The 17,814-nt window shown below is 60.5% G+C and carries 16 protein-coding genes and 1 tRNA gene; 6 read left to right on the top strand and 11 right to left on the bottom strand.

Features of this window, described 5'->3' with window-relative positions; all coding sequences use genetic code 11:
• Positions 1-10 precede the first annotated feature (10 nt).
• Entirely contained in the window at positions 11-1,174 is a 1,164-nt protein-coding gene (locus tag AC0JZ8_RS13965; RefSeq protein ID WP_209900900.1) for an MFS transporter, read from the bottom strand.
• 127 nt (positions 1,175-1,301) lie between these two features.
• On the opposite strand from AC0JZ8_RS13965, the gene AC0JZ8_RS13970 reads away from it, so the two are divergent.
• Positions 1,302-2,075 carry a DeoR/GlpR family DNA-binding transcription regulator gene (locus AC0JZ8_RS13970; protein WP_113110515.1) on the top strand — a complete coding sequence of 258 codons (774 nt, stop codon included), beginning with the start codon at positions 1,302-1,304 and terminating at the stop codon, positions 2,073-2,075.
• A gap of 69 nt (positions 2,076-2,144) precedes the next feature.
• Positions 2,145-2,525 (top strand): VOC family protein, encoded by a 381-nt coding sequence (locus tag AC0JZ8_RS13975; RefSeq protein ID WP_471892753.1) that lies wholly within the window; start codon positions 2,145-2,147, stop codon positions 2,523-2,525.
• Positions 2,526-2,826: 301 nt separating this feature from the next.
• On the opposite strand, the gene AC0JZ8_RS13980 is transcribed toward AC0JZ8_RS13975, so the two are convergent.
• From AC0JZ8_RS13980 to AC0JZ8_RS14010, 7 genes are all read right to left on the bottom strand, one after another.
• Complete coding sequence (locus AC0JZ8_RS13980) at positions 2,827-3,684, bottom strand: MBL fold metallo-hydrolase (protein ID WP_471892754.1); 858 nt, start codon at positions 3,682-3,684, stop codon at positions 2,827-2,829.
• A gap of 4 nt (positions 3,685-3,688) precedes the next feature.
• Positions 3,689-4,471, bottom strand: coding sequence for a TatD family hydrolase (locus AC0JZ8_RS13985; protein ID WP_471892755.1), 783 nt, complete (start codon positions 4,469-4,471; stop codon positions 3,689-3,691).
• Positions 4,472-4,479: 8 nt separating this feature from the next.
• Complete coding sequence (metG, locus tag AC0JZ8_RS13990) at positions 4,480-6,036, bottom strand: methionine--tRNA ligase (RefSeq protein ID WP_471892756.1); 1,557 nt, start codon at positions 6,034-6,036, stop codon at positions 4,480-4,482.
• 94 nt (positions 6,037-6,130) lie between these two features.
• A complete protein-coding gene (locus AC0JZ8_RS13995) occupies positions 6,131-7,162 on the bottom strand; it encodes a DNA polymerase III subunit delta' (protein WP_471892757.1) in 1,032 nt (343 codons plus the stop codon).
• On the bottom strand, positions 7,159-7,839 hold the full coding sequence (tmk, locus tag AC0JZ8_RS14000; protein ID WP_430243486.1) for a dTMP kinase: 681 nt from the start codon (positions 7,837-7,839) through the stop codon (positions 7,159-7,161). Before tmk ends, AC0JZ8_RS13995 begins: the two co-directional genes overlap by 4 nt.
• A 63-nt stretch (positions 7,840-7,902) precedes the next feature.
• Entirely contained in the window at positions 7,903-9,072 is a 1,170-nt protein-coding gene (locus AC0JZ8_RS14005) for a D-alanyl-D-alanine carboxypeptidase family protein (protein WP_471892758.1), read from the bottom strand.
• 155 nt (positions 9,073-9,227) lie between these two features.
• Complete coding sequence (locus tag AC0JZ8_RS14010; RefSeq protein WP_471892759.1) at positions 9,228-10,364, bottom strand: septal ring lytic transglycosylase RlpA family protein; 1,137 nt, start codon at positions 10,362-10,364, stop codon at positions 9,228-9,230.
• 324 nt (positions 10,365-10,688) lie between these two features.
• Between AC0JZ8_RS14010 and AC0JZ8_RS14015 the strand changes: the two genes are divergently transcribed.
• Together AC0JZ8_RS14015 and AC0JZ8_RS14020 are read left to right on the top strand one after the other, a co-directional pair.
• Positions 10,689-10,778 (top strand) — tRNA-Ser (locus AC0JZ8_RS14015).
• A gap of 133 nt (positions 10,779-10,911) precedes the next feature.
• Positions 10,912-11,331, top strand: coding sequence for a response regulator (locus tag AC0JZ8_RS14020; RefSeq protein WP_082476293.1), 420 nt, complete (start codon positions 10,912-10,914; stop codon positions 11,329-11,331).
• A gap of 82 nt (positions 11,332-11,413) precedes the next feature.
• Here AC0JZ8_RS14020 and AC0JZ8_RS14025 read toward each other — a convergent pair whose 3' ends face one another.
• The 3 genes from AC0JZ8_RS14025 to AC0JZ8_RS14035 are packed head-to-tail and all read right to left on the bottom strand — an operon-like array spanning position 11,414 to position 15,072.
• Positions 11,414-12,421, bottom strand: a complete 1,008-nt coding sequence (locus tag AC0JZ8_RS14025; RefSeq protein ID WP_471892760.1) for a sensor histidine kinase — start codon at positions 12,419-12,421, stop codon at positions 11,414-11,416.
• Between the two features lie 4 nt (positions 12,422-12,425).
• Positions 12,426-12,884 (bottom strand): response regulator, encoded by a 459-nt coding sequence (locus tag AC0JZ8_RS14030; protein WP_471892761.1) that lies wholly within the window; start codon positions 12,882-12,884, stop codon positions 12,426-12,428.
• Entirely contained in the window at positions 12,877-15,072 is a 2,196-nt protein-coding gene (locus tag AC0JZ8_RS14035; protein ID WP_471892762.1) for an ATP-binding protein, read from the bottom strand. The genes AC0JZ8_RS14030 and AC0JZ8_RS14035 overlap by 8 nt, the downstream gene beginning before the upstream one ends.
• Positions 15,073-15,423: 351 nt before the next feature.
• Here AC0JZ8_RS14035 and AC0JZ8_RS14040 point away from each other — a divergent pair, with 351 nt between their 5' ends.
• Together AC0JZ8_RS14040 and AC0JZ8_RS14045 are read left to right on the top strand one after the other, a co-directional pair.
• Complete coding sequence (locus tag AC0JZ8_RS14040; protein WP_092662350.1) at positions 15,424-15,585, top strand: hypothetical protein; 162 nt, start codon at positions 15,424-15,426, stop codon at positions 15,583-15,585.
• Positions 15,586-15,910: 325 nt separating this feature from the next.
• The gene (locus tag AC0JZ8_RS14045) at positions 15,911-17,803 is read left to right on the top strand and encodes a peptidylprolyl isomerase (protein WP_062456911.1); all 1,893 of its coding nucleotides are present in this window, start codon (positions 15,911-15,913) and stop codon (positions 17,801-17,803) included.
• Positions 17,804-17,814 lie beyond the last annotated feature (11 nt).

The following is a 17,814-nucleotide window of genomic DNA, read 5'->3' on the forward strand; positions in this document are numbered from 1 at the left end:
GGTCAGCGCGTTACCGTCGCGCGGTCAAAGGCCAGGTGAGCGCGACGAACGCCATGCCGCCAGCAACCAGAACGAAGGCCACACCCAGACTATAGTGATGGGCGACGAAACCGATGGCTGCCGGACCCATGAGAATTCCGGCGTAGCCCATCGTCGTGATGGCAGCGATCGCATGGCTGGGTGGCATTTGGGTCTGCTTGCCGGCGGCTGTGAACAGAACCGGCACGATATTGGAAGCGCCGAGCCCTACCAGAAGGAAGCCCGCAAACGCCAGGGGCTGGTTGGGAGCCAGGACTGTCAGCAGGAAACCCAGTGCTGCGAGCGTGCCGCCACCGACCACGACTTTCATGCCGCCGAGCGTTTTGACGATCCAGTCGCCCGTCAGCCGACCGACGGTCATCGCGATGGCGAACATCGTGTAGCCAAAGCCTGCCTGAGTCGGATCGACCAGGTGTGCGCCGATGAGGAACAGAGCGCTCCAGTCGAGCACCGCGCCCTCGCCAAGAAAAACCAGAAAGCACAGCAAGCCGATGAAGGCCACGATGCCGCGCGGAATGGTGAACAACGGCGCATCCCCGGTCTCCTGGTTTCCGTAGGGCAGGAGGCCCCGAAAGGATTGCGCCAGCAGGCCAAGCAGCAGCGCACTGAACATCAAGGTCGCGGTCAGGGGTGAAACGCCGGCGCCGAGCAAAAGGCTCATGCCGCCCGCGCCGACAATGCCGCCAACGCTGAACAGCCCATGGAAGCCGGACATCATGTTGCGGTCACTATCCTTCTCGACCATGACGGCCTGAATATTGATCGCGACGTCAACCGCGCCAACACTTGCCCCGAACAGCGCCAGCGAGATCGCCATGCCGGGAAGCGAATCGGCGACCGCCAACATCGGGAGCACGAGGGCCAGCGCCAGGGTGCTTGCCACGATGACGGCCCGGCATCCGAATCGGCTCGCGAGAATGCCGACCATTGGCATGGTCACGATAGAGCCCAGGCCAAGGCACAGGAGCAACAGGCCAAGCGTGCCGTCATCTACGCCGATTCGAGCCTTGGCGACAGGAACCAGCGGCGCCCAGGCCGCCATGGCCGAGCCGGCAATGAGAAAGCTGGATCGCGTGGCCCATTGGTGTCGGCCTCCGGTGCGGGGGCGTCCTGTGAGGATCTGGGCGTTCGGCATCTCGGTAGCTCCTGGATTACAGCGTTGGACCTCGGCAGAGATCGTCGCCGTCCTTGATGGTGCCCTGTTTACAGAATGCGTAAGAATGTGCAAGATCGTGCAGAAACTTTGATGAGGGACCCGGCACGTGCTGACAGAAGAGAGGCTCGACCGCATCCGCGAGCAGTTGACCATCCGCGGCAAGGTCGTGGCGAGCGAGCTGGCGACGCAGTTCGACGTTTCCGAAGACACGGTTCGCAGAGACCTGCGCGAACTCGCCAAGCTGGGCTTCTGCCGTCGTGTCTATGGCGGCGCGCTGCTGCCGACGCCGGATTTCGGCACGCTGGCCACCAGAACTGCATTGGATAAGGATCGAAAGTCGAGCCTTGCACGGGCAGCGGCGCGGCTTGTCGAGGACGGCCAGACCGTGTTCATCGACGCCGGATCCACCAATCTTGCGGTCGCGAACGCGCTCGATCCGAGCCAGACGCTGACGATCATCACGAACGCGCCGGTGATTGCGACGGCGCTATCAGACCGACCGAACTTCACGGTCATTGTACTCGGCGGTCTGTACGATCAGGCGAAAGGCGCGTGCCTCGGGCCGCAGGCGATACGTGAAGCCATGCAGGTCTATGCGGACATGTTCATCATCGGCGTATGCGGCGTGGACAGCATCGCCGGCGTCACTGCGCTCGATCCGAGCGAAGCCGAACTCAAGCGGACCATGGTGAACCAGAGCAGCATTCTCGTTGTCGCCGCGACGGCCGAGAAGCTCGGCACAGTCGCGCCGTTCAAGGTCGCGGACACGTCGATGATCGATCATCTCATCGTGGAGGATGGCGAATTCGACCGCGGAGACTTCGCGCGGTGCGATGTCCAGGTGCATGTCGCACTAGATGGCGGTTCTCCGTCGACGTGAAGCATGTGGCGGCAACGTCCGCATCTTTCGTAGCTTCGCACGTTCGTCAAACGAGGAATTCAACGACCCATGCGCATCGCCCACACAGCACTTTGGACCCGCGACCTCGACGCCGCTGCCGGATTTTTCGAGACCTATTTCGGCGCAATGGTGGGAGAACCTTACCACAGCAAGAACAGGGTAGGGTTCACATCGAGGTTCGCCAACCTGCCCGGTGCAGAGGACCAGATCGAGCTCATGTCCGTGCCATGGGTGACGGACGCCAGAGGAGAAAGCGTTGGCTGGGACCATATCGCCATTGCCCTGGGGAGCGAGAGTGCAGTCGATGCTTTGGCGGAACGCTGCCGGCTTGCCGGCTGCCTGCGATCAGGACCCAGATGGACCGGTGACGGGTTCTACGAGGCCGTCATCGTGATGCCGGATGGTAGCGCCGTCGAGATCACCGTTTGAACGCGATGCCGACGGCGCGCAAAGTTGTTGCGTTCGATGATCAATGTTCTGGGTACTGAAACGTATGGGATGTGATCCGGCGGATCCGGCGCTCGCTCAGGTCAAGACCATGCGCCAGTGACACTATTATCATCAAGCAAGATCCGGCCTTGGACGAAACTTCGATCCGCCGCAGATCGCGCTCGCTACTCACATGCGGGGAGTGTGACAGTCCAGCTTTGCAGCAACATCCAACGATCAGATAAGATAGATTATGGAACTAAAGGATGGGGCTGGAAGCGCAATACCTTGGCCTTCTCCCTTAGAGATGCAGATCATCCGCCGTCACATCGACTTCGAACGCCAAACCGTCATAGGCCGGTTCGACATGGCCCGGCGTTTCAGCCATGACGCGATCGTAGTCCAGTGGAATATGCATGTGGGTCAGCAACGCGCGCTTTGGCGCCAGATGGCTGATCCAGTCGAGTGCCTGCTGAAGTGAAAGATGGCTCGGATGCGTGCGGTACTGGAGCGCGTCGATGATGAGCGTATCCAGTCCTGTGAGCTTCGGCACGGTTTCCGGCGGAAAGTCGCTGACATCGCTGCAGTAAGCGACGTTGCCGATCCGGAAGCCTAGTGAATTGATATCGCCGTGGATCTGCCTGAGCGGCTGGAACCGGATGGCACCGCCCGGACCGTCTATGACGATCGGCGCGTCCATCGTCTCGATCAGCACCGGCTTGACGATCGGCGGATAGCTGCCGCCGGCCGGTGTTTCCAGGCAATAGCCGAAGCCATGGCGGATGCGGTCCATCGTCGGCGGATCGGCATGGATCGGAATGCGGTGCTTCTGCAGAATGAAATAGCCGCGCAGATCGTCGATCCCGTGCAGATGATCGGCGTGTGGATGTGTGTACAGGACGGCATCGACGCGCTGGACGCTTGCGGCAATCATCTGCTCGCGAAAGTCCGGGCCGGTATCGATCACGACGGTGGTCTTGCCGCCATCCGGCGCGATCTGCTCCACCATGAACGAGGCGCGCGTGCGCCGGTTCTTCGGGTTTTGTGGGTCGCAATCGCCCCAGTCGCCATTCAGCCGCGGAACGCCCGGCGAAGACGCGCAGCCGAGAACGGTAAAGCGCCGCCGATATCCGGTGCTCGTTCCGACCCGGGCCCCCATCACCTCAAAGCCTCGGCATCTTGGAAAAGCAGCGGACCGCGTTATCCGTCGTGATCGCAGCCATGTCCGCGTAAGTCAGGCCGTGAACGTCTGCCAGCACCTCCGCAGTGTTGACCACGTAGGACGGTTCGTTGCGCTTTCCACGCCAGCGCTTCGGCGCCAGATAAGGTGCGTCGGTCTCGACCAGCAGTCGGTCCGTCGGCAGCGTTTTCGCGATGGCCCGGATGTCCTCGGATTTCGGGAATGTCAGGATGCCCGAGAAGGAGACGTAGCCACCAAGCTCGATACCGGCACGGGCGAGGTCGGGTCCGGCCGAAAAGCAATGCAGAATGAAGGGGAAAGCCCCCTTCCCGCTTTCTGCCGTCAGGATCTCGATCATGTCTTCGTCGGCACTGCGACTATGGATCACCAGCGGCAGCCCGGTTTCGCGCGCAGCTTCGATATGTCTGATCAGACCGGTCTTCTGGTCGGCCGGCGTCTGCGTGTCGTAGAAATAATCGAGACCCGCTTCGCCGATCGCGACGATCTTGTCATGCGAATTGGCGAGACGAATGAGGTCTTCCGCCTGGATATCCAGCTCTTCGCTGGCATTGTTGGGATGCGTGCCGACCGAGCAGAACACCGACGGATATTTGTCCGTGATCGCCAGCAGGCTGTCGAGTTTCCTGACGCGTGTCGAAATCGTCACCATCTGCCGGACACCGGCTTCGTGGGCGCGCTCGATCAGTTCGTCGCGTTCGGAGTCGAAATCTGCAAAATCCAGGTGGCAGTGGGTATCTATCAGCATGACTTGCCCTATGCCGCCGGCTGCGGTGCAACGTAGCGCGGAAAGACCGGGCTTGGCGCTTCCAGCACCGTGCCGGGTGTCAGGCGGCCAACTTTGCCGAGTGCTGCGAAATCACGCGATCCGGCAGGTGCAGCCACCAGATCGAGAAGCTTTGACGACGAGTCCGGCATGAACGGCTGCAGCAGGATGGCGATCTGGCGAACCACTTCGGCGGCCACGTAAAGGACCGTCTCCATCCGGGCGGGATCAGTTTTCTTCAGAACCCACGGCGCCTGGGCTGCGAAATAGCGGTCGGTTTCGGACACGACGGCTATGATTGCCGCTAGTGCACGGTTAACCAGCTGCTTTTCCATGTCGTCGCGGCAGATCGGCAGGAGCGCATCGACGGATGCCAGCATTTGCCGGTCTGCGTCGGTGAGTTCGCCGGGTGCGGGGATCTTGGCATCGCAGTTCTTGACGATCATCGACAGCGAGCGGCTGGCAAGATTGCCGATGCCGTTTGCGAGATCGGCATTGATACGCGTGCCGATCGCATCCTCGCTGCAGGTGCCGTCCTGGCCGAAGGAGATCTCCCGCAGCAGGTAATAGCGGATCGCGTCGAGGCCGAAATGGCCGATCAGTTCGAACGGATCGAGCACGTTGCCGAGCGACTTCGACATCTTCTCGCCGCCCTTCGCCAGAACGAAGCCGTGGGCATAGACGCGCTTGGGCAGCGGCAGGCCTGCCGACATCAGGAAGGCTGGCCAGTAGACGGCGTGGAAGCGGATAATGTCCTTGCCGATGATATGCGCATCCGCCGGCCAGTATTTGGCGCGCGGCCCATTTGGGTCGTGAAGGTAGCCGGTCGCTGTCAGGTAGTTCGTGAGCGCGTCGACCCAGACATACATGACGTGCGCCGGATCATCGGGAACCTTGATGCCCCAGTCGAACGTGGTGCGGGATACGGAGAGATCGCGCAGGCCGGATTTCACGAAGGAGATCACTTCGTTGCGGCGCTCGGCCGGGCCGATGAAGTCCGGATGATCCTCGTAATGCTTCAGCAGCTTGTCGCCGTATTCGGACAGCTTGAAGAAGTAGCTCGACTCTTCGACCCACTCGACCGGCGTGCCCTGCGGACCATAACGGGTGCCGTCACGCAGCTGCGTTTCGTCCTCGGCGTAGTAGGCCTCGTCGCGCACCGAATACCAGCCGGCATAGGTGTCCTTGTAGATATCGCCGGCAGCCGACATCCGGTTCCAGATGTCCTTGCTCGCCTGATGGTGGCGCGGTTCTGTCGTGCGGATGAAATCATCGTTCGAGGCATTGAGCAGCTTGCCCATCTCGCGGAACTGTTCGGTATTGCGCTCGGCCAGCTCTTCCGGCGAAATGCCTTCGTTGCGGGCCGTCTGCTGCATCTTCTGGCCGTGCTCGTCCGTGCCCGTCAGGAAGAAGACATCCTTGCCATCGAGGCGCTGGAAGCGCGCCATCGCATCCGTCGCGATCAGTTCGTAGGCATGGCCGATATGCGGCTTGCCGTTCGGATAGGAGATCGCTGTGGTGATATAGAAAGGTGTCTTGTTCGGCATGGGCTGTACTCGGACAGATGTTAAGTCACGCCGCTCTTAGCGCATGTTGCAGACAAGCGAAACCCAAACTTCCCGCCATGGTCCGGATCGGCGATCAGGCGAGCCTGGCGGTCTCGAGAATGGACATCAGCGTCTGCTTTCGATCGAGGTTATAGGCCTGGGCGATCTTCAACTTCTCGGTCATATCGGAAACCAGCTTCGCCCTGCGGTCCGCCGTCGCGAGATCGCCTGACAATGCGGCCTCCCTCGCCCGTTTGACGAGATGGTCCGACAGATGCTCCAGAAAGAAGCCGAAGATGACGTCGCTGTCCTTGCCGGAGAGAACGTCGGCCAAGCGGTGCATGGCCTTGCGTGCGGCCGGTCCATCCGCCGAGACGGCATCGTCGAATGCCGAGATGATATCGGCGCCGCCGTAGTTCAAAAGTTTCAGTGCCTGCGCGACGCTTCCCTTGGATTGCGTCAGCACCATTTCCTCGGTCTTGCCGCCATCGAGTGGGCTGCCGAGGGCTGCGAGCGCGCTTGCAAGATCGGCATCACTGAGCGGTGACAGCCTGAGCGGCTGGCATCTGGACCGGATGGTCGGCAAGAGCCGTCCGGGGGCATGCGACAGTACAAGGAAAAGCGCACGCCGCGGCGGTTCTTCGAGGATCTTCAGGATCGCGTTGGCTGCGTTGCGGTTGAGGTCGTCTGCCGCATCGATGATGACGATGCGCCAGTTGCCGGTTCCGGATGTCTGGGAAAAGAAGTGACCGGCTTTCCGAACTTCATCGACGGTGATGGCAGTCTTCATCTTTCCCGTCTTCTCGTCCACCGGGCGAGACAGATGCAGAAGATTGTGCGAGGCGCCCGAGGCGATCTGGCGGCTGACGGCGCTGTCTGGATCCGGATCGGCGATGTGATCAGGCGCGTTTTCGGGCTCCGGATGGGAGAGAACATGATTGGCAAAACGAAATGCGAGTGTCGCCTTGCCGATCCCTTCCGGACCTTCGACCAGGATGGCGTGATGGCCCTTCCCGGTCTTGTAGCTGGCACTGAGAAAATCCTCCGCGGCACGATGGCCGAACAGGTGCGGATTTCTGGCGGGCGAAATGGCGCCGTCCAGAATATGCGGATCCTGGTCGCTCATTCCGATGAACCCGTGACGCCGGCCTGATCAGCGCCGAGGCTTAAAGCCATGGGCTCGATCAGCGCTGCAATCTCCTTGGCAATCACGTCCTCATCGCGGTCGGCATCGATAACGTGACAGCGGCCGTGATCGGCGGTGGCAATCGCGAGATAAGCCTGGCGGCGCGTTTCGTGGGTCTCGATCTCTTCCCGCTCGAAACGGTCGGGGGCTTCGTCCGGCGCGCGTTTGCGGGCACGGCCAAGGCCGATTTCGGCGGGCAGATCGAGGATCACGGTACAATCCGGTTTGACGCCGTCGATCGCGACACGCTGCAATGCCTCGATGAGATCGGACTCCAGATTGCCGGTGGCGCCCTGGTAGACGCGGGAGGAATCGATGAAGCGGTCGCAGAGAACGATTGCGCCGCTTGCGAGCGCCGGCCGGATGACCTCCTCGACGTGGTCGTTGCGGGCCGCCGCAAACAGGATCGCTTCGAGCCTAGTCCCGAACTCCTGCGCTGCACCCGAAAGCAGGACGTGGCGGACCGCTTCGGCGCCCGGCGAACCGCCCGGCTCCCGCGTCATCAGAACGTCGTATCCCCGCCTGCGCAGGAGATCGGCAAGCCTGCGGATCTGGGTGGATTTCCCCGCCCCTTCCCCGCCTTCGAATGTCACGAATAGCCCGGATTGTTGTGTCACACCTAGTTCCGTATTGCGCCTGTCGGACGGTTCATAGCCGATATCCACGCGTCACGGAACATGTCAAAGCCAGAAGAACATCAGTTCCAGAGCCGCATCGGTCGCCTTGTTGAAGAGTGTACCACCTTCGATGGCATCCGCCGTCATCAGTGGCACTTCCCGGACCAGACGGTCTCCGGATGAGATCTGCAGAACGCCGATTTCCTGCCCTTTCGTGACGGGTGCACGGAGCGGCCAGCGGTAGACGATCCGACCCGAAAGGCGATCGGGGCTGTTGGTCGGAAGGTAGAGATCGACCGGCTCCTGCGCGACGAGATCGACGTGGCGGCTGGTGCCGCCATAGACGCTTGCCTGGCCGATCACTTCGCCTTGCGCGAAGATCACCTTTGTTTGAAACGAGGAGAGCCCCCACTCCATCGCCCGGCGCGCCTCTTCTACCCGTTCCTTGTCACTGGCAAGTCCCCCCATGGCAAGGAAAAGCCGCGTTCCTTCGCGCTGTGCGGAAGCGACGAACGAGAAACCTGCTCCTTCCGCATAGCCGGCTCCAAGCCCGTCTATGCCGAGATTGAGCGCGAGCAGCGGGTTCTTGTTGCGCTGAAAGATCTTGTTCCAGGTGAAGTCCGGCTGGGCATAGAGCGGGTAGTATTGCGGATATGTCCTTTGAAGGTGCCGCGCGAGTTCCACCATGTCGCGGGTGGTGGTCCGGCTTTCGGCAGACGGAAGGCCCGTGGAATTGCCGAATGCAGAGCGCGTAAGCCCCAGATCCTTGGCGCGCGCGTTCATGCGCGTCGCGAATTCGGCCTCCGAGCGAGACAGTCCTTCTGCCAGAATGATGCAGGCGTCGTTGGCATTCTGGATGATCACGCCCCGGATCAGGTCGTCGACCTTCATCTGCGATTTCAGCGCCGCAAACATCGTCGTGGTGCCCGATGGCGCGCCACCGGTGCGCCAGGCGAACTCGGTTACGGGATAGCTTGTCTCGGGTGTGATCTCGCCGCGCTGGAGCGCGCTGAACACCACTTCCATGGTCATCAGCTTGGCGAGTGAGGCTGCCGGAAGAGACTGGTTTTCGTTTGCCGAAAGCAGAACCGTGCCGGTCTTTTCCTCGACCATATAGACCTGTCTGGCCTTGGTCGCGAAGGCTGGTGCGGCGTCCTGCGCAGACACGGTCTGTGTCGCGGAAAAGGCTGCCGTGACGCACAGGCAGGCCGAAAACAGAAAGCGTCGCATCATGCCCCCAGAAACGTTTCGACCTATGCCTACAGCATCGATCCGCGAACCGGAATCAATTTTCGGAGATAGGATGCTTTGTGGAAGACAGCGCGAAAAACGCGCTGCCGATCGGGACGTCAGACGCGGCGCCTCAGGGTCGGGCCGTGCCGGGCCGCTTAGTCCTGCAGCAGGACGTTGCCGAACATGACCTGCTGCTTGTGACCCTTAGGCGGCTCGACATAGGCAGTTTCGGAGGTCCAGGCCTGCTTTGCCCGGTTTGCGACCGGGCGGATCTGCTGTTCTGCCCGCGCCGGAGCGACTGGCTGAACGTAACGCTGCTGGCTTGCAACCTGCTGCTGAGCCGGGGCTGCGATCGCCTTCTGGGTCGAAGCCTGAACTGGTGCCGGCTTTGGCGCAACTGCCGCGACCTGTCGCTGCGGTGCTTGGGCACGAACAGTCTCAGCCGTCGAACGCTCGACCGGGCGCGGCGACGCCGCATACTGCTCGGCCTGTTGGAAGCCCCTCTTCGAGGATGCGTTGCTCTGCGCACGGCTCGGATAGGCGGCAGGCGTCGGTACGGACGAACCGAAGCTCTGCATCTGGTCACGCAATGGCTGGTTCGACGCGACCATCACGCCGCTTGAACTCTGACCGCCACCCGGATTGAAGGACGGCAGTCGATCGCCCTTGCGGATGTAGGACGCCATCAGGAATGGTGTATCCTCACCATCCATACGAGCGCGGCCGACATACTGGACATTGACCTTGGCAGTCCCCGAACGCTTCATATCGAGAAGCTCGGCCGTCTTGCTGGACACGTCGAGGATGCGGCCGGCGTGATACGGGCCGCGGTCGTTGACGCGCACGATGACCGACGAGCCGTTTTCGACATTGGTGACGCGGGCATAGCTCGGCAGCGGAAACGTCGGATGGGCTGCCGTGAGGCTGGCCGAATCATAGACCTCGCCATTGGCGGTATAACGGCCGTGGAAGGCCGAACCATACCAGGATGCGAGACCACTCTTGTTATACTGCGGATCTTCCTTGGGAACGTAGGTCTTGCCCCTCACCTGGTAAGGCTGGCCGACCATAAAGCGACCGCCGCCCTTCGGCACCGGCTGTCCGTCCTTGACGACGCGCGGACTGGCTTTGACGCCATACTCCTTCTCGGAGAAGTATTCCTTGCTGCGCACCTGCTTCTGCGCAGGTTCAGGCGTCGGCTTTGTCGTGGCACAGGATGCCATCGCCGCGAAAACCACCGTCATGCCAAGCCACTTCGCACTTAGCGAAACAATACCGCCACTCAAACGCAAAACCTGTCCGCCCCATAATTTCTTGCCACAACGAGCGCTTGAGCCTCGAAGATCGATTCGTCGTTCCGATCAATGAACCAAGCGAGACCCGTTCGGCCCCGTCTTTGATGGATGCCTAGATTTGCTTTTTTCGTGGCTAAAATGCGAACGAAAACTGTTGAGTAATTAAAATTGTATCCAGTATGGTTAACGGATACTTAAAGTAATATTCTATTAATACTTTGATTGCCGCCTTCCCCCGCAAAGACTAGGGTACCAGTGCAGCAATCGAAGCGCATCTCCAGTTGACGACGGCAGTTCTGCGATTATAAAGCCTGACAGCGAGGAAGAGTGTCCGAGTGGTTTAAGGAACCGGTCTTGAAAACCGGCGTGCGGGAGACCGTACCGTGGGTTCGAATCCCACCTCTTCCGCCATCAGCCGATCGCATCGAAAAGAGTGGCAGCGTTCCATACACGTCATGTCTGTAATGCCTGCGGGCTTTTTGCCCTTGAAAAAAGCGTACCGCTCGCCATTTCGCAACTTCCTGTTTTAACCATGCGTGAAATGATGTCCGATAGCACAGCCTATACCGAATCCGCGAAAATTCTCCTGTTGGAGGATGACCTCCTTCTTGCCATGGACATGGAGGATTACCTCCTCGACCGTGGACACGAAGTCGTCGGACCGTTTGGACGTCTGGTCGATGCGCTCGATGCCATCCCTCGCAACGAGCTTGCCGGCGCGGTGGTCGATCTCAACCTGCACGGCGAGTTGTCCTTTCCGGTGATCGAGGAACTGCAGGCACGTTCTGTCCCCATCATCGTCTGCACCGGTTACGCCGAGCTGCCGGAAGTCAAGACGAGGCTGAAGGGATTGCCGCTGCTTCCCAAGCCCTGGACGGCCCACAAGCTTTCCTCGCTGATGGAAGAGACATTCGGGGCCACTCAGGAACCACGTGACGCGCCTTCGTCGAAGATCCGGAACTAGGCGCTACGGCTCTCATCAAAGTTCGTTCTGACACAGTTTCGACGCGGCGCCTAAAGGGGCAGCTGCGCCGGAGTTCCGAACTTCAGTCGAATGACGGTATCGGGAACGTGATCCGGCAGACGAGGCCTGTCGCGGCATAGTCTATTTCGACGTTCCCTCGGAGTTCATACTGGATGCTCCGCTCCACCAGCGTCGTACCAAAACCCTGTTGCTCGGGTGGTGTGACGGTCGGGCCGCCAATCTCCTGCCAGGTGAGGGTCATGGTTGCCTTTCCCTCCTTCACGACGTCGCGCACCCAGCTGATCGCGATATGACCGCCATCCTGTGACAGTCCGCCGTATTTCACCGCATTGGTCGTCAGTTCGTTGAAGACCAGGCTGAGCGCCAGTGCGGACTTCGGGTCGAGATGAACGGTCGGACCGGGATCGATCACGAACCGGTTGCCGCGGCCCTCCATATACGGTGCCAGGGTTCGACGTACGACGTCGGCAAGCTCCGCCTTGCTCCAGTTCGTTTCGAACAGGAGCGCATGTGCGTCAGCCATCGCCCGAAGCCTGCCAAGCAGGTTCGACGCGTAGTCGTCGACCGTGTGACTGCTCTTTGCCGTCCGGCGTACGAGCGACATGACCATGGCCATGGTATTTTTCACCCGATGGCTGAGTTCGCGGACGAGCAGTTCCTTCTGGTTCTGCGCACGCCGGTGCTCGGCTTTCTCGTGAGCCTCCGCCAGTGCCCGCTCGACGGCAGCGGGCAAGCGTATCAACCGTTGCTTCAGAACGTAGTCCGTCGCGCCACGCCGAAACGATTCGATTGCGGCCTCCTCCCCGAGGATACCGGAGACAAAGATGAATGGTATCTCCGGCACCTCGCGGCTTGCCATGTCCAGCGCCGCCATACCGTCGAAATCGGGCAGCGAAAAATCCGAAAGGATGAGGTCGAAATCGCGCGCTTCCAGCGCTTTCACAAATTCACCGCGGTTGCTGACGAGACGGATCTCCGGCTTTTTCGTCAACAGTTCAAGCTGCTCGCGGATCAATTCGGCATCGAGCGGGCTGTCCTCCAGCATGAGTAGGCGTGGATTGTGCTGCACTCTGTTAGCCTCCGTCTTTGGCGCGGTATCCAGGAGGTGGTTCATTCAAGAGAGCCCAAAATACCCCGAGATCCTGAATGGCCTTGAAGAACTGCTTGAACTCGACAGGCTTCACGACGAAGGCGTTGACGCCGAGGTCGTAGCTTCGCACCAGATCCTGCTCTTCCCTCGACGACGTCAGCATGACGATCGGAATGTGGTGCAGTCTCTCGTCTTTCTTGACACGCTCGAGGACTTCGAGACCATCGATCTTGGGCAGTTTCAGATCAAGCAGCACGACGGTCGGATCGCCGGACGGGCGACCTTCATGAATCCCGGTTCCGAAGAGATAATCGATCGCCTCGGCGCCATCGCGAGCAACGACAATCTCGTTGGCAAGCTGGCACTTTTCCAACGCCGCGAGCGTGAGTTCCAGGTCGCGTGGGCTGTCTTCGACGAGCAGTATCGGGCGTAGTTCAGGCATGGGCGCGGCCTTTCTTCTCATGGCCTGGCAGGGCAAAGACAAAGGTTGCGCCCTTGTCCACTTCCCCATGGGCGGTAATGCTTCCGTTATGGCGTTCGACGATCCTGCGCACAAGAGCAAGGCCGATACCGGTCCCCTCGAAGTCTTCGGCGCGCTGGAGCCGCTGGAAGACCCCGAACAGTTTGCCGACATAAGCCATGTCGAACCCGACGCCGTTGTCGCTGACGCTGTAGGTGGTCACATCGCCTTTGACGGAGCCCCGGACGCGGATTTCTGCGGGGTTGCGGTGCCTGCTGTACTTTACCGCGTTTTCGATAATGTTGAACCAGACCTGCCGCAACAGCGTGGCATCGCCCCAGGCGGTCGGCAACGGCTCGATCGACCACGAGATGGCTCGGTCGTCCTGGTTCAGAATCACGCCCTTCACAACCTCGGCGACAAGCTTGTTCATGTCGACATGCTTATGGGTGATCGAGGCACGCCCCAGCTGCGAAAAATTGAGCAGGCCATCCACGAGCCTGCCCGCTGCCAGCGCCGAATCGGAGATGGTCCGAAGGTAGTGGCGCGATTTTTCGTCGAGACTGTTTTCCCGGTCTGTCAGCAACTGAGCGAAGCCGACGATGTGCCGGAACGGCGCCCTCAGATCGTGCGACACCGAATAGGAGAAAGCTTCAAGCTCCTTGTTGGAGCGCTGCAGTTCGCTGGTGAGTTCACCCAGCTCTTCAGCCTTTCGCAAGACGATCCCGACGATCGCGTTGCGAAGATCGCGTGCAGCAGAAAGTTCTGCTTCGCTCCAGGCCTGAGAATGGAGCCGGACATTTTCGCTCCAGGACTGAAAGGATTTCCGCGGATGGATACGTCCTTTTTCCTGGACAATCTTATGCGGGTCTCCAGCCCACTGGACCGTGCGGATCACCTCGGGCCGGAACCAGATCAGCCAGTTTTCGTAAAGCTCGGACAAACGAATGGCGATGATGCCGCTTGCCTCGCCGGCAAACGCTTCAGCCGATGGAAAGTCCGCAGCAAGCGATGTGGTGGCGAAGATGTCGTCGTCCGCTCTGCCGGAAAGCCAGCCGACGATGGAGCGAACTTCGTCGTCCGTCGGGGTGATCCCCACCTTGTGGCACTCTCCCTGTGCAATAATGGCGGCTCCCGAGGCACCGACCTGCGCGACCAGATCCTTCGGCAAGGTCTCCAATCCCTCGCTCCAGGATGAGGCAGATGTCATTGCCCGCAGAAGATCACCGGAGATGCGCGCCAGCTCGACGCGGCGGGTGGCGTCCTGGGAGTGAACTTGCGCTGCGATCCGCATGGCGAGCGACTGGACGATAAAGTCGCAGGCATCGCGCACCCTGACCGGAACCATGTGAGGCTGGGCGCTATGGCAAGCGACAAGCCCCCAAAGGCGTCCGTCGATTATGATAGACATGGACATGGATGCGGCCGTGCCCATGTTGTGCATGTATTCGAGATGCACCGGCGAAACGCTGCGCAGCTGCGAGAAGCTCAGATCAAGCGGACTGCCTGCGGTCCCGGATTCGCGACCAGCGTCTATCGGCACAGGTTCATAGGATGCGTCGGGAATGACCCGCAAGCGATTGGCGGCGTAGAGCGCACGCGCCTGTGCCGGTATGTCGCCCGCCGGGAAACGCAGGTCGAGATACGATGGCAACCTGCCATTGCCTGCTTCCGCGACAACGTGTCCGTTCCAGTCGTCGTCGAACTTGTAGACGAGGACGCGATCGAACCCTGTCAGGTCGTGAACAAAGCGAGCGGCCGCCGCAAGCGAACCCGCCACATCCGCCTGCGTCGACAGAACCTGCGCAAAACCGCGCAAGCGCGCAAACAGGCTGCCGAGTGTCTGCGTTCCCGAACGTTCGACTTCCAGGATGACAAGTCCACCAGATCGATGCGCCGTCAGTGTTGCATCGGAGATATCTGTCTGGAAAACGGCTTCGCTCGACTCATGCCAATTTCTAATGTCGTCATTCAGTGAATCAAGGATCGCCGGCGCCGGACCGCCGAGGCGCAGATCGGCACCAAAAAACGCGCCGGCATTGCGGCTTGCCTGCAGGACAGTGAGATCAGCCGGCCGCAGAACGATCAGCGCACCATGCGGCTGGATCGCACCCGGTATATGGATCGGCTCCTGCGCGCAGGATTCCAGGTTGATTTCCGATCGATCCAAAATGCTTTTTCTCCCTCATCTCCGCCCGCATTCCACCGCGGTTCAGAGCCAAACAGGCTTCTAAATTAGTCCTGTCGTTTCACAAGCCAAAATACAAACTGGACGATTCATGTAAACCGAGCCGCTACCCATCGGCTCGGAATCGAGGGAACTTCGCCGTCCCAACTTCATTATTCGCTGACAAACACGAGCAAGATTCGGATGAATGCCAATGGTCCTCAAACAGTGATTGCTCACCTTTACGATTGTCGGCGCCGCGTCTCTTCGCGCCAGAAGAACTCCAGTTCCACGCAAGCGCGATTATCTAGCCTGCCCTTGTCGGAATCAATCGCGACAGTTAGGGGACAATGAATGTCTAAAGAAACCGAACACACGAGCCAGCCATCCGAACAGGCCATTGGCCTTTTCCTGCAGGACGGCGATGGCGACAGCCTTACCGACGTGCTCGTCGAAGCGCTTTACGAAGCATTTCGCATCATGGACGACGACGTCTCCACCGAAACCTACCACTAACGCGCTAAAACGTACACTGGCGGCGAATGAGCGGACGCGACGCCGGGCCTGAGACGGCTCGCCCGTGGAGATGCTGAGCAGCGTTCGGCGAAACGGGTCGTTTCGATCAATAGCGGGGATAGAGTGCCCACCGGGCCCGGCTGTCGTGACTGTCGTCGTCATATAATCCCTGCCATTACCTTCACGAAATGGTCAGTGGGGCGGACAATGGTGGTGCCTGCGCGCTTTTGCGCGTCAACGCCTTCATTTCCGTTGCAGATTGTTCTAGAGACATTCGCTCAAACCGCCGGAAAGGCGGCACTACGACTGATAGGTAATATCGCCGATGCTCAATTCGCTCAGAAACGCAGCCCGCTCCTGGGTCGCAAAACTCCTGCTCCTGGTTCTTGCCGCATCCTTCGGCATCTGGGGCATTTCGCACTCCCTGATCGGATCGAACAGCAATACCGTCCTGACGGTGGGCGATCAGCAGATCTCGTCTGAAGAGTTCAGGCTGGCCTATCAGCGGCAGGTCGCCAATATCGGTCGTCAGTTCGGCGCACCGCTGACCGCGGAACAGGCACGTGCATTCGGCGTCGAGAACGAGGTGTTCGCACAGCTCGCCGCAGGCGCTGCACTCGATCAGCTTTCCGACGACATGAATCTCGGTCTTTCAGAAGACAAGCTCGGTATCCTGATCAGCGAAGACCCTGCATTCCAGGGCGTCAACGGTCAGTTCGACCGTGCCTTGTTCACATCCCGCCTGCGCAATGCCGGCCTTCGCGAGGACGATTACATCAAGGAGCGCAGCAAGGTTGCCGTCCGCAGCCAGATCGTCGAATCGGTGTCCGACGGGTTCAAACCGCCGCAGGTTCTGATCGATGCATTGAAGCAGTATCGGGACGAAAGCCGCACGGTCGAATATCTGCTTTTGTCGAACGCCAATATCGATCCCGTAAAAGCACCGACGGATGATATTCTGGCGCAATGGTTCGAAGGTGCGAAGAGCCGCTATCGTGCCCCGGAATACCGCACGTTTGCCTATGTGAAGCTGCAGCCATCCGACATCGCGGATGCGTCTTCGATCACCGACGAGCAGGCGCGGGCCGAATACGACAAGCGGATCGCCAGCTTCAAGACGAGCGAGACCCGCACCATCGAGCAGCTGCCCTTCCCCAACATGGAAATGGCAGAAGCTGCGGCGACGCAGTTGCGCGCCGGAACGACGACGTTCGACCAGGTCATGGCGGACCAGGGCAAAACCGCAGCCGACGTTCGCCTCGGCGACTTTACCCGCGACGCTGTTCCGGACGAGGCAATTGCAGAAGCGGCCTTCAAGCTTGGCGCGAATGGCGGCATCACGCCAGCCGTTCAAGGTACATTCGGTCCCGTCATTTTACGGGTCTCCAACGTTCGCCCGGAAACCACCCGCGCCTTCGACGAGGTGAAGGGCGAGTTGCGCCAGCAGATGGCGGTCGCGGCTGCCTCGCAGGAACTCAACACGGCACATGACCGCTTCGAGGAGTTGCGCAGCAACGGGACGACGCTTGAAGACGCGGCAAAGGATCTGAACCTCAAGCTCGTCACGGTCACGGCCAATGCATCCGGTCTTGATCCGCAGGACAAGCGCATTGCGGATCTCCCGAGTGGCACCACGCTTTTGACCGACGTCTTCCGCACCGATCCCGGCGCCGATACGCTGCCGCTGACGGTTGGCACGGACGGCTTCGTCTGGTTCGAGGTCCGCAATGTCACGCCGGAACGGGAACGTCCGCTTAGCGAAGTCCGCGACCGGGCCGTTGCCGACTGGACGGCTGATCAGCAGCGTCAGGCGCTCTCGGCACGCACGGCCGACCTCAAGGGTCGCCTCGACAAGGGCGAGACGCTGGCAGTGATCGCTGAGGATCTCGGCGTCGCCATCGAAACGAAGTCCGGCCTGCGCCGCAACGGCGAGGACGCCATCTTCGGCAACGAGGCGATTGCGGCAGCCTTTGCCGGTCCGGTCGGCGTGACTGGAACAGCGCTCGGATCCGACGGCGAGAGCCGCCTTCTTCTGAAGGTGACGGCGGTCGATCAGGCCACGAGCGATGCGCTTGCCGGCGACGAGCAGCTGCAGCGCATGGCCGATTCTGCCGGCGATGACATGCTCGATCAGATGGTCAACAGCCTCAAGAACACCTACGGTGTTTCGATCAACCAGGCCGCCGTCAATCAGTCGGCTGCGCCCGCGCAATACTAAGCGACTTGAGA

It is taken from the genome of Velazquezella soli (assembly GCF_977018685.1).